The organism is Nocardioides hankookensis (genome assembly GCF_042658885.1).
Lineage (GTDB): Bacteria > Actinomycetota > Actinomycetes > Propionibacteriales > Nocardioidaceae > Nocardioides > Nocardioides hankookensis.
In genome coordinates this window covers 39,493-53,247 of record NZ_JBHSRJ010000002.1, presented here as the reverse complement: position 1 = coordinate 53,247, position 13,755 = coordinate 39,493, and the positions used below count along the sequence as shown (strand labels likewise).

Sequence of the window (13,755 nt, the reverse complement as noted above, 5' to 3'; positions counted from 1 at the left end):
GGTCGGCCTCAGACCCCGACGACGGCTGACCGCCGCAGGTAGACCGCGTAGGTCACCAGGGCGCAGACGACGTAGTAGGCGGTGAAGACCACGAACGCGCCCTTCGTCGCCGAGAGCGGGTCGTCCACCCACGGCGAGCTGAACGCGATCGGGATCAGGAAGCCGCCGAGGGCGCCCGCAGCGCCGATCACGCCGAGCGCGGCGCTGGCCTGCTTGGTCGCCGCCATGATCGCCGCGGTCCGCGCAGGGGTGCCGGCCTCGGTCGCTGCCTCTGCGTCGCGCCGCCAGATCGCCGGGATCATCTTGTACGCCGAGCCGTTGCCGACCCCGGTGCACGCGAAGATCAGCAGGAAGAAGCCGAGGAACCACGGGAAGAGCGACTGGTTGTCGCTGGCGATCGCCGGGTCGGCGGCCGGGTTCGGCTCGAGCTGCATCAGCGTCACCAGGACGGCGAGCGTGAACACCACCAGGCCGCCGAACGCGATCAGGGTGATCTTCGCGCCGCCGTACTTGTCGGCGAGCCAGCCGCCGAGCGGGCGCATCACCGAGCCGACGCCGGCCCCGAGGAAGGCGTAGTAGGCGAAGTAGATGCCGGTGCCGAGCGGAGCGGGCTCGGGCACCCAGAAGTTCAGCTTGATCAGCAGCGGCATCGCGGCCGAGTAGCCGATGAACGAGCCGAACGTGCCGATGTAGAGGAAGGCCATGATCCAGGTGTGCGGCTTGCGCACCACCTGCAGCTGCTCGCGGGGCTTCGACGTGGCGCCCGTGAGGTTGTCCATCCAGAGGTACGCCGCGATGAACGCCAGCACCGCGAGGCCGGCGTACACGTAGCCGGCGGTCTGCAGGTGGATGCCACCCTCGCTGGCCTTGACGAGGCCGAAGATGCCGGCGCCGCCGACCATCACCGGCAGCAGCAGCTGGATGATCGAGACGCCGAGGTTGCCGCCGGCGGCGTTCAGCCCGAGGGCGGCGCCCTTCTGGGCGGCCGGGTAGAAGAAGTTGATGTTCGCCATCGAGCTGGCGAAGTTGCCGCCACCGAAGCCGGCGGTCGCGGCGATCAGGCAGAAGGCCCAGTACGGCGTGTCCGGGTTCTGGACCGCGACCGCGAAGAGGAGCGTCGGGACGAGCAGGAGCGCGGCGCTGATCATCGTCCAGTTGCGGCCGCCGAACCTCGGCACCGCGAACGTGTAGGGCAGCCGCAGCAGCGAGCCCACCAGGTTGGGCAGCGCCACCAGGAGGAAGAGCTGCTGCGGGGTGAACGTGAAGCCCATCTGCAGCAGGAACGCCGAGCTCACGCTCCAGATCAGCCAGACCGAGAAGCCCAGGTGCTCGGCGAAGATCGACCAGACCAGGTTGCGGCGCGCGACCTGGCGACCGCCGTTCTCCCAGAACTCGGGCTCCTCCGGGCGCCAGTCGTCGATCCAGTGGGGGCGCGGGGCCGGGGCTGCCGCGGTCTCGGGCGGGGCGCTGGCCCCGGTGTCGGTGACGGTCATGAGGGAGCTCCTGGGGGTGTCGGGTCCTCCCACGCTCGGCCGCCGACGTTTCACCCGCCTCGGGCCGCCGTACCGGAACCGTCAACTTGTCCTCACGACCTCACGCCGCGCACGACCTCACACGCCGCCCTCCAACGGACGGCGCCCGGCGGCAAACCGCTCGTCGTACGAGACACACCGCTCGTCGTTTCGACACCGCCACTCGGCGCGGATCCCGCTCGCACCCCTGCCCGGCACCCGCACGGCTGGGCAGGGTGACGGCCATCACATCCGACAGAGCACCACCCGGCCAGCGGAAGGTACGAGCCCGTGACCGACACCCCCCAGCCGCAGGACCAGCCGCACGACCCCATGCACGACCAGGCGGCCCGGCACGACCCGATCTACGACACGCTCCACCAGGAGCCCGACTTCGTCGAGCTCCGGCGTGCCTACCGCGCCTTCGTCTTCCCGGCGACCGTCGCGTTCCTGAGCTGGTACCTGCTCTACGTCCTCATGTGCAACTGGGCGACCGACTTCATGAGCCACACGCTGTGGGGCAACATCAACGTCGCCCTCGTCTTCGGGCTGCTCCAGTTCGTCACGACGTTCCTGCTGGCCTGGATCTACAGCCGCTACTCCACCAGTCGCCTGGACCCACTGGCACGACGGCTCGACGAGCAGTACGTCGCCGAGCTCGAGGGGAGGGGCTGACATGGATGGCGACCAGCTCCTCACCACCGGCCTCTTCCTGGCCGTCGTCGCGGTGACCGTCGGCATCACCTTCTGGGCGAGCCGCCAGACCTCGGGCGCGACCGACTTCTACGCCGGCGGCCGTGGTTTCTCGGGCGTCCAGAACGGCCTCGCGATCGGCGGCGACTACATGTCGGCGGCGTCGTTCCTCGGCATCTCCGGCGCCATCGCCCTGAGCGGGTACGACGGCTTCCTCTACTCGATCGGCTTCCTCGTCGCGTGGCTGGTGGCCCTGCTGCTGGTCGCCGAGATGCTCCGGAACTCCGGGCGCTACACGATGGCCGACCAGCTCGCGTTCCGGATGCGCCAGCGCCCCGTGCGCACCGCGGCCGCGACCTCGACCGTCGTCGTGTCGATCTTCTACCTGCTCGCCCAGATGGTCGGCGCCGGCGCCCTGGTGGCCCTGCTGCTCGGCGTCAGCAGCGACACCGCCAAGAACATCACCATCTTCGCCGTCGGCGCGCTGATGATCTTCTACGTCACCGTCGGCGGCATGAAGGGCACCACCTGGGTGCAGATCGTCAAGGCCGTGCTGCTGATGGCAGGGTCCGCGCTGATCGTGGTCCTGGTGCTCGCGAAGTTCGACTTCAACCTCTCCGACCTGCTCGGCACCGCGGCGTCCAACAGCGGCAAGCCGGGCTTCCTCGACCCCGGCCTGAAGTACGGCGTCAGCGAGACCAGCAAGATCGACTTCCTCTCGCTCGGCATCGCGCTCGTCCTCGGCACGGCCGGCCTGCCGCACATCCTCATCCGCTTCTACACGGTGCCGACCTCACGGGACGCGCGGAAGTCGGTGCTCTGGGCGATCGGCCTGATCGGCGTCTTCTACCTCTTCACCCTGGTGCTCGGCTTCGGTGCCGCGGCCCTGCTCAACAAGGAGGACTACGCGAAGGTCGCGGCGTCCGGCGGCAACCTCGCCTCGCCCCTGCTCGCCCAAGCGGTCGGCGGCGGCGACGGTACGACGGGCGGCGCGATCCTGCTCGCCCTGATCTCCGCGGTCGCCTTCGCGACCATCCTCGCGGTGGTCGCCGGCCTGACGCTGACCTCCTCGGTCAGCATCGCCCACGACATCTACAACGGCGTGATCCGCCGGGGCGAGGCCTCGGAGGGCGACGAGCTCAAGGTCGCGCGCTGGGCGGCGCTCGCCATCGGCCTGGTGGCGATCCTGCTGGCGATCCCGGCGCAGCGGCTCAACGTCGCGTTCCTGGTGGCGCTCGCCTTCGCGGTCGCGGCCTCGGCCAACCTGCCGGCGATCCTCTACAACATGTTCTGGAAGCGGTTCAACACCCGCGGTGCCGTCTGGAGCATCTACGGCGGCCTGATCTCCGCGGTCGGGCTGGTGATCTTCTCGCCGATCATGTCCGGCAAGGGTGTCGACCCGGTCACCGGCAAGAACCTGTCGCTGCTGCCGACCAGCATCGACATCTCCTGGTTCCCGCTGGAGAACCCGGGCATCGTCTCGATCCCGCTCGGCTTCTTCCTCGGCTGGCTCGGCACGGTCACCTCACGGGAGCCCGCCGCCGAGGACCGCTACACCGAGCTCGAGGTCCGCGCCCTCAGCGGTGCCGGCTCCGAGAAGGCCGTCCAGCACTGACCTCTCATCCACCGGTACCCGCCACGTCCTAGTGTGGCGGGTACCACTACTTCTGCCTCAGGAGAGATCCCCGTGAGTGACGAGACTCTGTCCAACCTCCTCAAGGAGGACCGCCGGTTCGAGCCGCCGGCGGAGATCGCCGAGCACGCCAACCTCAAGGAGGAGGCGTACGAGCGGGCGGCCTCGGACCGCGACGCGTTCTGGGCCGAGCAGGCCGAGCGCCTGGACTGGGCCGAGAAGTGGGACCGGGTCCTCGACTGGGACGACGCGCCGTTCGCCAAGTGGTTCGTGGGCGGCAAGCTCAACGCGTCGTACAACTGCGTCGACCGGCACGTCGAGGCCGGCCGCGGCGACAAGGTCGCGATCCACTGGGTGGGCGAGCCGCTCGACGACACCCGCGACATCACCTACGCCCAGCTCAAGGACGAGGTCAGCAAGGCCGCCAACGCGCTCACCGAGCTCGGCGTGCAGACCGGCGACCGGGTCGCGATCTACCTGCCGATGATCCCCGAGGCCGTCGTCGCGATGCTGGCCTGCGCGCGGATCGGCGCCCCGCACACGGTCGTCTTCGGCGGCTTCTCCGCCGACGCGCTCGCCTCTCGTCTCGACGACTGCCAGGCCAAGGTCGTCATCACCTCCGACGGCGGCTACCGCCGCGGTGCGCCGTCGGCGCTCAAGCCGGCCGTCGACGAGGCACGCACGAAGACCGACGTCGTCGAGAAGGTGCTCGTCGTACGCCGTACCGGCCAGGACGTCGACTGGGACGACGCCGTCGACGTGTGGTGGCACGACGCCGTCGACAACGCGTCGGCCGAGCACACCCCCGAGGCGTTCGACGCCGAGCACCCGCTCTACGTCATGTACACGTCGGGCACGACCGGCAAGCCGAAGGGCATCCTGCACACGACGGGCGGCTACCTGGTCGGCACGTCGTACACGCACTGGGCGGTCTTCGACCTCAAGCCTGAGACGGACGTCTACTGGTGCTCGGCCGACATCGGCTGGGTGACCGGGCACTCCTACATGGTCTACGGGCCGCTCGCGAACGGCGCGACGCAGGTGATGTACGAGGGCACGCCCGACGCTCCCGAGCGCGGCCGCTGGTGGCAGATCATCCAGGACTACAAGGTCACCATCTTCTACACGGCGCCGACCGCGATCCGCTCGTTCATGAAGCAGGGCCGCGAGATCCCGGACCGCTTCGACATGTCGTCGCTGCGCATCCTGGGGTCGGTCGGCGAGCCGATCAACCCGGAGGCCTACGTCTGGTACCGCCACGTCATTGGTGGCGACCGGACCCCCGTCGTCGACACCTGGTGGCAGACCGAGACCGGCATGATCATGATCAGCCCGCTGCCCGGCGTCACCCACGGCAAGCCCGGCTCCGCGATGATCCCGATCCCCGGCATCAGCGCCGACGTGGTCACCGAGGAGGGCACGTCGGTGCCCCACGGCTCCGGCGGCTACCTCGTGCTGACCGAGCCGTGGCCGTCGATGCTGCGCACCATCTGGGGCGACGACGAGCGGTTCAAGGACACCTACTGGTCCAAGTACGCCAAGGAGGGCTGGTACTTCGCCGGCGACGGCGCCAAGAAGGACTCCGACGGCGACCTCTGGGTGCTCGGCCGGGTCGACGACGTCATGAACGTCTCGGGCCACCGGCTCTCGACCACCGAGATCGAGTCGGCGCTCGTGTCGCACCCGAAGGTCGCCGAGGCCGCGGTCGTCGGCGCCAAGGACGAGGACACCGGGCAGGCCGTCTGCGCGTTCGTGATCCTGCGCGAGGAGGCGGGCGACGGTGGCGAGGACATCGTCGAGGAGCTGCGCAACCACGTCCGCAAGGAGATCGGCGCGATCGCCAAGCCCCGCCAGATCATGATCGTTCCCGAGCTCCCGAAGACCCGCTCCGGCAAGATCATGCGCCGCCTGCTCCGGGACGTGGCCGAGCACCGCGAGGTCGGTGACGTCACCACCCTCGCCGACTCCACGGTGATGGACCTGATCAAGGACAAGGAGTCCTCCGGCGGCACCGAGGAGTAGCCGACCCGGCGCCAGTTTGCCGTCGACCCGGCGCCAGTTTTGCATCGTGGTGCGCAAACTAGCGCCGGGTCGACGTTCGATAGGGTGGCCGCAGGTGAGCCGGGAAGTCTGGTCGGCAGTCCTGCCGTCGACCCTCGCCGAGGAGCACCGTGACCGATCGACCCGACGGCCACCCGCCTCAGGATCCGAGCCCGCGTGGTGGACCGCGTCTGTTCGCGCGCGGGTCCTTCCTCGAGAGCTCTCGTACGGCGGAGGTCCTCCGCGCTGAGACGACCGGCGGCCTGCTCCTGATCATCGCCGCGGGCATCGCGCTGGTCTGGGCGAACACCCCGTGGAAGGACGCCTACTTCGACCTCCGCGACGCGGTGGTCGGCCCCGACGCCGTCCACCTCGACCTGCCCCTCGGGCTCTGGGCGGCGGACGGCCTGCTGGCGATCTTCTTCTTCGTCGCGGGCCTCGAGCTGAAGCGGGAGTTCGTCGCGGGTGACCTCCGGGACCCGCGCCGCGCCGCCCTCCCGGTGATCGCAGCGGTCGGCGGCATGGCGGTGCCCGCGTTGATCTACGTGCTCTGGAACCTCGGCACCGACGACCTGAGCGGCTGGGCGATCCCGACGGCGACCGACATCGCGTTCGCGGTCGCGGTGCTCGCCGTGATCAGCACCCACCTGCCGTCCGGGCTGCGGACCTTCCTGCTCACCCTGGCGGTGGTCGACGACCTGCTCGCGATCACGGTCATCGCGGTCTTCTACACCGACGAGCTGCACCTGCCCTACCTCGCGCTCGCACTGGTGCCCATCGCGCTCTTCGGCGTCCTCGTGCAACGCCGGATCAGCTCGTGGTGGCTGCTCCTCCCGCTGGCCTTCGCCGCCTGGATGCTGGTCCACGAGTCCGGCGTGCACGCCACCGTGGCCGGCGTGCTGCTCGCGTTCACCGTCCCGGTCCTGCGCCGCGACGGGCAGGAGGGCCCCGGCCTGGCCGAGCACCTTGAACACCTGGTCCGGCCCATCTCCGCCGGCTTCGCCGTACCGGTCTTCGCCTTCTTCGCCGCCGGCGTCTCCATCGGCGGCTGGACCGGACTCACGGACTCACTCAGCGACCGGGTCGCCCTCGGCATCGTCTTCGGCCTCGTGCTCGGCAAGCCGATCGGCATCGTCGGCTGCACGTGGCTGCTGCACACCTTCACGCACGCCGACCTCGACGACGAGCTCTCCTGGACCGACGTGGTCGGGATGGCGATGCTCGCCGGCATCGGCTTCACGGTCTCGTTGCTGATCGGGGAGCTGGCGTACGACGACCACTCGGAGACCGGCGAGCGGGTGAAGGTCGCCGTGCTCTTCGGCTCGGTCGTCGCCGCGAGCCTCGCCGCCGTCGTGCTGCGCCTGCGCAACCGGGTCTACCGGCGGCTGTGCGAGATGGAGGAGGTCGACTCCGACCACGACGGCGTACCCGACCTGTTCGAGGGCAGCGAGCTCAGGGATCGGTGATCTGCTTCGGCAGCAGCGCGCCGAGCACCGCCGGCAGGGTGATCGCGCCCACGAGCGCTCCCTTCGAGCCCGGACCCTCGACCACCGCGACGATCGGGCTGTGCTCGGCGGCCATCAGGGCGGCGATCTCCAGCACCGTCTCGTCGGGACCGACGACCGGGAGCCGCGACTTCTCCTTGGGCAGCAGGTCGGCGACCGTCCGTCCCTCGAGCGCATCGCACATCGTGCTGACGAAGTCGTCGTCCACGACCCCGGCCAGGGTCCGGTCGTCGCGGATGTAGCCCGGGATGATCAGCCTCAGCACCTGGGAGCCCGGCAGCACGGCGACCGGGTGGTTGCGGTCGTCGACGACGATCAGGCCGAGCCGGTTCTCGCCGGTGATCAGGCGAGCGGCGTCGACCGCACCCCAGTCCTGACGGACGACCGGATAGGGCTCCGCGAGCTCACGCGCCTGCACGAGGGCGACGCTATCCCAGCACTGGCGATAGGGTCGGTCGCGGTGTGCCGGGAAGTCTGGTCGGCGTCTCAGACCCGACCCTCCAGGAGCCGCCCATGACCGCCGTCGCCGTCGCCATCTTCGTCGGCGCCTACGTGCTCCTCGTGACCGAGAAGGTCGACCGCACCAAGGTCGCCCTCGGCGGTGCGGCGCTGATGCTCCTGCTGGGCATCACGGACGCCGAGCACGCGTTCTTCTCCGGCGAGACGGGGATCGAGTGGAACGTCATCTTCCTGCTGCTCGGCATGATGGTGATCGTCTCGGTCCTGCGGCGCTCCGGAGTCTTCGAGTACGTCGCGATCTGGACGGCGAAGCGCACGCGCGGTCGGCCCTATCCGCTCATGGTCACGATGTGCGTCCTCACCGCCACGGCCTCCGCGCTCCTGGACAACGTCACGACGATCCTGCTCGTGGCGCCGGTGACGTTCCTGGTCTGCCAGCGCCTCGGACTACGCCCGGAGCCCTACCTCATGGCCGAGGTCTTCGCGTCCAACATCGGAGGCGCGGCGACCCTGGTCGGCGACCCTCCGAACATCATCATCGCGGCGCGCGCAGACCTGAGCTTCAACGACTTCCTGGTCAACCTGACGCCGATCGTCATCGTGCTGATGGCGGCGTTCTGCCTCCTGTGCCGCTGGATGTTCCGCTCCTACTTCGTCTACGACCCGGAGCGGGCTGCTTCGGTGATGCGGCTCAACGAGCGGGAGGCGATCACCGACCGGATCCTGCTGGTCAAGGCGCTGTCGGTCCTGGCCCTCGTGCTGCTCGGCTTCGTCCTCCACCCGGTGCTGCACTACGAGCCGTCGGTGGTCGCGCTCCTCGGGGCCGGGCTCCTCCTCCTGATCACCGACGTCGAGACCTCGGACGCGATGCGGGAGGTCGAGTGGCCGACGCTCGCCTTCTTCGGCGGCCTGTTCATCATGGTCGGCGGACTGGTCGAGGCAGGGGTGGTCGACCGGATCGCGACGGCACTCGCCGACGCGACCGAGGGCCGGCTCGGGCTCGCAACGATGGTGCTGCTCGGCGGGTCCGCGGTGCTGTCCGCGATCGTCGACAACATCCCGTACGTCGCCACGATGAGCCCCATCGTCAGCGAGCTCGCGGCCGGGCACGGCGACGAGGGCCACGTGCTGTGGTGGGCGCTGGCGCTGGGCGCGGACCTCGGCGGCAACGCCACCGCGATCGGGGCGTCGGCCAACGTCGTCGCCCTCGGCATCGCGGCCCGCGAGGGACACCCGATCGGGTTCTGGCAGTTCACGAAGTACGGGCTGGTCGTCACGGCCGTGACCGTGGCTCTGTGCGTCCCGTACCTGTGGCTGCGGTACTTCTGAGGATGCCGGTCGGTAAGGTCGTCCCATCAGCGACCGAACGACCCGAGGGATGCGCATGGCCCAGCAGGTGAACGACGACGAACCGACCATCGGCCGGCTGGTCCACGACGCCACCAAGGACATCTCCACGCTGGTCCAGAAGGAGATCCAGCTCGCGAAGTCCGAGCTGAAGGTGAGCGTCAAGGCCGGCGGGATCGGCATCGGCATGTTCGCGGCCGCCGTCTTCCTGCTCGTGCTGGCCATCATCATGCTGTCGGTCTCGATCGCCTACTTCATCAACTGGAACGGCGACGGCCTCGCCCTGCACTGGGCGTTCCTGATCGTGTTCGGCTTCTACGTGGTGCTCGCAGGACTGCTGGTCTTCCTCGGCGTGCGCAGCGTCAAGAAGGTGCGTGCGCCCGAGAAGGCCATCGAGCAGGGACGCGAGATCCCCAAGGCCCTCAAGGGTCAGACGAGCTGACTACCCGGCACAGTCGCCGGTGCTGACCTGCTCGGACCGGCTGACTCCCTCGGCCGCCGCCTGGGCGACCTGGTCGGCGGTCAGCGCATAGCCGGTGTCGTGGTCGTTGACCGACGCCGCGAAGACGACGCCGACCACGTCGCCCTTCGAGGAGACGATCGGGCCGCCGGAGTTGCCGGGACGGATCAACCCGCGCAGCGAGTACACGTCGCGGATGACCGAACCGTTGCCGTAGATGTCCGGGGACCGCAGCCGCTGCTTGGCCCGGATCCGCGCAGGCTGCACGTCGTACGGGCCGTCCTCGGGGTAGCCGAGGATCGCGACGCCGGTGCCGGCTCCCGCGCTGCGGTCGAAGGGGAGGGTGGCGGTGTCGCCGCTGTCGAAGGCGAGGACGGCCACGTCGACGTCGGGGTTGTAGTAGACGACGTCGGCGTCCAACGTGGTGTCGCCGACGACCACCTCGGGGTCCTTGACGCCGGCGACCACGTGGGCGTTGGTCATCAGGCGGTTCTGGGCGTAGAGGAAGCCCGAGCCCTCGACGCCGCGCCCGCAGGAGTTGTCGCCGTGGATCTTGACGACGCTGGCGGCCGCGCGCTCGACGTCGGGGTCGTGCAGCAGCCGCTTGGGACCGGGACCGACCTCGACGATCCGCTCGGGGGCGAACGGCTCCAGGTAGCGGGGGAAGAAGCTGGTGCCCACGACGTTGTTGAAGGCCTGGAGCGCACCGTCCGCGGTGTCGGGCAGTGCCTCGTCGACGTGGGACAGGACGGTCGACTCGCGTACGAGCGGGGTGATCCCACCGATCCGCGAGCCGGAGATCGCGACGCCCAGGGCCCAGGCGACGATCAGCACGGCCACAGCGCTGAGCAGGGCGCCACCGACGGCGTCGAGCGCCCGGACCGGCTGCCAGGTGATCTTGTCGCGGATCCGGGAGCCGACGAACTGGAAGATCGCCTGGCCGAGCGACGCCGCCAGGATCACGATGAAGAGCGCGCCGAGGGAGACCTTGATCGACGGGTTGGCGTCGCCGAGGGCGGTCGGCGCCAGCCAGACCCCGAAGAGACCGCCGAGCAGCAGCCCGGTCGTGGCGAACGCTCCGGTGATGAAGCCCTGCCAGTAGCCGGAGAGCGCGTAGGCGAGGACGAGCACGACGAGCAGCCAGTCGAGCAGGTTCATCGTTCACCCCCGCGGCGCTGTTCGTCGTCGATGTCGAGCAGGTCGGCGGAGCGGCGTTCCTGTCCGGTGAACATATAAGCGGGTAGATCCCGAATGCGCGACTCGTTCCAGGGGACGGACCATCCCAGGAAGTCCAGGAGGCGGGCGATGATGCCGCCCGTGAAGCCCCACAGGATGACGTCGTGGTCGGGTCCGATCAGGAACCCGGGGCTGCGGTAGTCGCCGATCGGCATCCGGACGGTGACCCGGTGCTCGGGGTCGACCAGCTCGGCCAGCGGCACGTGGTGGATGGCGTGCACCTCGGCGCGGCTCACGACCGACACCTCCGTGGGCTCGCTCCACCACCCGAGGACCGGGGTGACGGCGAAGTTGCTGGGCGGCAGCCAGAGCTCGGGCAGCCGCCCGAAGATCGTGACCGAGCTCGGCTCGACGCCGACCTCCTCCTCCGCCTCACGCAGGGCGGCCTCGACCACGTCCTCCCCCGGGTCCAGGGACCCGCCCGGGAAGGACACCTGGCCGGGGTGCGAGCGCATGTCGTGGGCGCGCTCGGTGAGGAGCAGCTCGCCGCCCTGCGGTCCGTCGCCGAAGAGCATCAGCACCGCGCCGCGGCGGGCGTCGCTGCCGGGCGGTGGGACGAACCGGGTCAGGTCGGACGCCTCGATCTCGCGGGCCGCCTGCTCGACCGGGCGCAGCCACTCGGGGAGCTGGGGCGCGTCCGGAGCGCTCACAGCGCGATCCCCAGGTGGTCGTCGACCAGGTCGACCAGGTCGTCGACCGAGTCGACGCCGCCGGGGACCACCTCGACGTCCCCGTCCGCACTGACGAACAGGAAGATCGGGATGCCCAGGAACCGCGGGACGGGGTCGTTGCCGTTGATGTCACCGCCGGGGTCGGCGAGCAGCGGGTAGGCCACCCCCGACTTCTTCGCGAGCTGGAGCGCCGCGCCCGGCTGCTCGTCCTGGTAGTCGATCCCCAGCACCGGCACCTGGTCGCCGTACTGCTGGTAGAAGTCCTGGACCGCGGGCATCTCCTTGCGGCACGGGCCGCACCACGACGCCCAGAGGTTGACGATCATCGGGCCCTGGAGGGTCGAGAGATCGACGTCGGGTCCGCCACCCAGGCAGGGCAGCGTGAGGTCGGGCAGCCCGCCGTCGGTCGCGTCCCCGGGGGCACAGTCCTCGACCGCGGTCTCGCTCTTGAGCTTGCGCAGCTCCGGGGTGTCGACGTCGACCTTCGACTGGCCGGGCGGCTTGACGTCGTCGGAGTTGCACCCGGACAGCAGGAGCGCGGCCGCCGCCGTGGCGGCCAGCAGCGCACGCCTCATGCGCGGCCTTCGGTCTTGACCAGATTGGCCGCGGCCTCGGGGTCGGTCGGCCCCTCGCCGTACGACGGGCACCAGTGGGCGACGGTGCACGCACCGCACGCGGGCTTCTGCTTGTGGCAGACCCGGCGGCCGTGCCAGATCAGGTGGTGGCTGAGCATCGTCCAGTCGCGCTTCTCGAAGAGGTCGCCCACGGCGTGCTCGGCCTTGACGGGGTCGGTCTCCTCGGTCCAGCCGAAGCGGCGCGCGAGCCGGCCGAAGTGGGTGTCGACGGTGATGCCGGGGATGCCGAACGCGTTGCCGAGCACCACGTTGGCCGTCTTGCGGCCGACGCCGGGCAGCTTGACCAGGTCGTCGAGCCGGGGCGGCACCTGGCCGCCGTGGTCCTCGACCAGCGCGGCGCTCAGCTTGAGGAGCGACTCGGTCTTGGCCCGGAAGAACCCGAGCGGCCCGATGATCCCCTCCAGCGTCTCCCGGTCGGCCGCGGCCATCGCCCGGGCGTCGGGGTAGGCCGCGAAGAGGGTCGGGCGGACGGCGTTGACGCGCTTGTCGGTGGTCTGCGCGGAGAGCACGGTGACGACGAGCAGCTGGAACGGGTCGTCGAAGTCGAGCTCGCACTTCGCGTCCGGGTAGGTCTCGCCCAGGACGCGGTCGATCTTGCGCGCACGGCGCACGAGACCGGTGCGCGTCTCGGCGGTGGGGGCAGGCACGGCGCAAGCGTACGGCGACCCGGGGACACTCTCCGATTCGGCTCGGACCCGGCGCGGATTCGCCCGGTCGGGCGACTTGCGGACGCCGGTGCACCCTGTGAGGTTTCCCACTGGCTAGGATCTACGCGGAACCCGTGTGCTCACGGGTCATCTTCACGAGGAGGATCCGTGGACAACGACGTACTCCGTCAGGCACCGCTGTTCAGCGCGCTCGACGACGAGGCCGCCACCGCCCTGCGCGGCTCGATGGCCGAGAGCCGCCTGCGCCGGGGGGACGTGCTGTTCCACGAGGGCGACTCCGGCGACAAGCTCTACGTCGTGCTCGACGGCAAGGTGAAGCTCGGGCGCACCTCCTCCGACGGTCGCGAGAACCTGCTCGCCATCCTCGGTCCCGGCCAGATGTTCGGCGAGCTCTCGCTCTTCGACCCGGGCCCGCGCTCGGCGACCGTGACCGCGGTGACCGACGCGACCTTCGCCTCGCTGTCGCACGAGGACCTGCTGCGCTGGCTCGAGGGTCGCCCGGTGGTGGCCCGCGGCCTGCTCGCGCAGCTCGCCGGCCGCCTGCGCAAGGCCAACGACGTCGTTGCCGACCTGGTCTTCTCCGACGTGCCCGGCCGGGTCGCCAAGGCGCTGCTCGACCTCGCCGACCGCTTCGGCCGCACCGCCGACGACGGCATCCACGTGCACCACGACCTCACGCAGGAGGAGCTGGCCCAGCTGGTCGGCGCCTCCCGCGAGACGGTCAACAAGGCGCTCGCCGACTTCGCGTCGCGCGGCTGGCTGCGCCTCGAGCCCCGCTCGGTCGTGATCATGGACGTCGAGCGGCTCGGCCGCCGCGCCCGCTGAGAAAGTTCGTCTGCACTGACCCCCGGACCACCCCGTCGCAGCGTCTGACGGGGTGAGAGGGGGCTCGGACCC

The 13,755-nt window shown here is 70.1% G+C and carries 13 protein-coding genes; 7 read left to right on the top strand and 6 right to left on the bottom strand.

The window, feature by feature from the left end; genetic code table 11:
• Window positions 1-8: 8 nt before the first annotated feature.
• On the bottom strand, window positions 9-1,493 hold the full coding sequence (locus ACFPYL_RS03180) for an MFS transporter (RefSeq protein ID WP_379150259.1): 1,485 nt from the start codon (window positions 1,491-1,493) through the stop codon (window positions 9-11).
• Window positions 1,494-1,802: 309 nt separating this feature from the next.
• Here ACFPYL_RS03180 and ACFPYL_RS03175 point away from each other — a divergent pair, with 309 nt between their 5' ends.
• The 4 genes from ACFPYL_RS03175 to nhaA all read left to right on the top strand — a co-directional run bounded on the left by ACFPYL_RS03175 (window position 1,803) and on the right by nhaA (window position 7,343).
• The gene (locus tag ACFPYL_RS03175; RefSeq protein ID WP_379150257.1) at window positions 1,803-2,186 is read left to right on the top strand and encodes a DUF485 domain-containing protein; all 384 of its coding nucleotides are present in this window, start codon (window positions 1,803-1,805) and stop codon (window positions 2,184-2,186) included.
• A gap of 1 nt (window position 2,187) precedes the next feature.
• Window positions 2,188-3,819, top strand: a complete 1,632-nt coding sequence (locus tag ACFPYL_RS03170) for a solute symporter family protein (RefSeq protein ID WP_379150255.1) — start codon at window positions 2,188-2,190, stop codon at window positions 3,817-3,819.
• 72 nt (window positions 3,820-3,891) lie between these two features.
• Entirely contained in the window at window positions 3,892-5,859 is a 1,968-nt protein-coding gene (gene acs / locus ACFPYL_RS03165; protein ID WP_379150253.1) for an acetate--CoA ligase, read from the top strand.
• 149 nt (window positions 5,860-6,008) lie between these two features.
• Window positions 6,009-7,343 carry a Na+/H+ antiporter NhaA gene (nhaA, locus tag ACFPYL_RS03160; protein ID WP_379150251.1) on the top strand — a complete coding sequence of 445 codons (1,335 nt, stop codon included), beginning with the start codon at window positions 6,009-6,011 and terminating at the stop codon, window positions 7,341-7,343.
• On the opposite strand, the gene ACFPYL_RS03155 is transcribed toward nhaA, so the two are convergent.
• Window positions 7,330-7,800 carry a CBS domain-containing protein gene (locus ACFPYL_RS03155; protein WP_379150249.1) on the bottom strand — a complete coding sequence of 157 codons (471 nt, stop codon included), beginning with the start codon at window positions 7,798-7,800 and terminating at the stop codon, window positions 7,330-7,332. The two genes, nhaA and ACFPYL_RS03155, sit on opposite strands and share 14 nt — an antisense overlap.
• Before the next feature lie 95 nt (window positions 7,801-7,895).
• Here ACFPYL_RS03155 and ACFPYL_RS03150 point away from each other — a divergent pair, with 95 nt between their 5' ends.
• Complete coding sequence (locus ACFPYL_RS03150; RefSeq protein ID WP_379150247.1) at window positions 7,896-9,170, top strand: ArsB/NhaD family transporter; 1,275 nt, start codon at window positions 7,896-7,898, stop codon at window positions 9,168-9,170.
• A gap of 55 nt (window positions 9,171-9,225) precedes the next feature.
• On the top strand, window positions 9,226-9,630 hold the full coding sequence (locus ACFPYL_RS03145; RefSeq protein ID WP_379150245.1) for a phage holin family protein: 405 nt from the start codon (window positions 9,226-9,228) through the stop codon (window positions 9,628-9,630).
• On the opposite strand, the gene ACFPYL_RS03140 is transcribed toward ACFPYL_RS03145, so the two are convergent.
• Genes ACFPYL_RS03140 through nth form a run of 4 tightly spaced genes read right to left on the bottom strand, consistent with a single transcriptional unit; the run spans window position 9,631 to window position 12,837 of the window.
• Window positions 9,631-10,806 (bottom strand): MarP family serine protease, encoded by a 1,176-nt coding sequence (locus ACFPYL_RS03140; protein ID WP_379150243.1) that lies wholly within the window; start codon window positions 10,804-10,806, stop codon window positions 9,631-9,633. It abuts the gene before it with no gap.
• The gene (locus ACFPYL_RS03135; protein WP_379150241.1) at window positions 10,803-11,534 is read right to left on the bottom strand and encodes an NUDIX hydrolase; all 732 of its coding nucleotides are present in this window, start codon (window positions 11,532-11,534) and stop codon (window positions 10,803-10,805) included. Before ACFPYL_RS03135 ends, ACFPYL_RS03140 begins: the two co-directional genes overlap by 4 nt.
• Window positions 11,531-12,130 carry a TlpA disulfide reductase family protein gene (locus ACFPYL_RS03130; RefSeq protein ID WP_379150239.1) on the bottom strand — a complete coding sequence of 200 codons (600 nt, stop codon included), beginning with the start codon at window positions 12,128-12,130 and terminating at the stop codon, window positions 11,531-11,533. The genes ACFPYL_RS03135 and ACFPYL_RS03130 overlap by 4 nt, the downstream gene beginning before the upstream one ends.
• Complete coding sequence (nth, locus tag ACFPYL_RS03125; protein WP_379150237.1) at window positions 12,127-12,837, bottom strand: endonuclease III; 711 nt, start codon at window positions 12,835-12,837, stop codon at window positions 12,127-12,129. Before nth ends, ACFPYL_RS03130 begins: the two co-directional genes overlap by 4 nt.
• Window positions 12,838-13,005: 168 nt before the next feature.
• Between nth and ACFPYL_RS03120 the strand changes: the two genes are divergently transcribed.
• Complete coding sequence (locus tag ACFPYL_RS03120) at window positions 13,006-13,683, top strand: Crp/Fnr family transcriptional regulator (RefSeq protein WP_379150235.1); 678 nt, start codon at window positions 13,006-13,008, stop codon at window positions 13,681-13,683.
• Window positions 13,684-13,755: the final 72 nt, after the last annotated feature.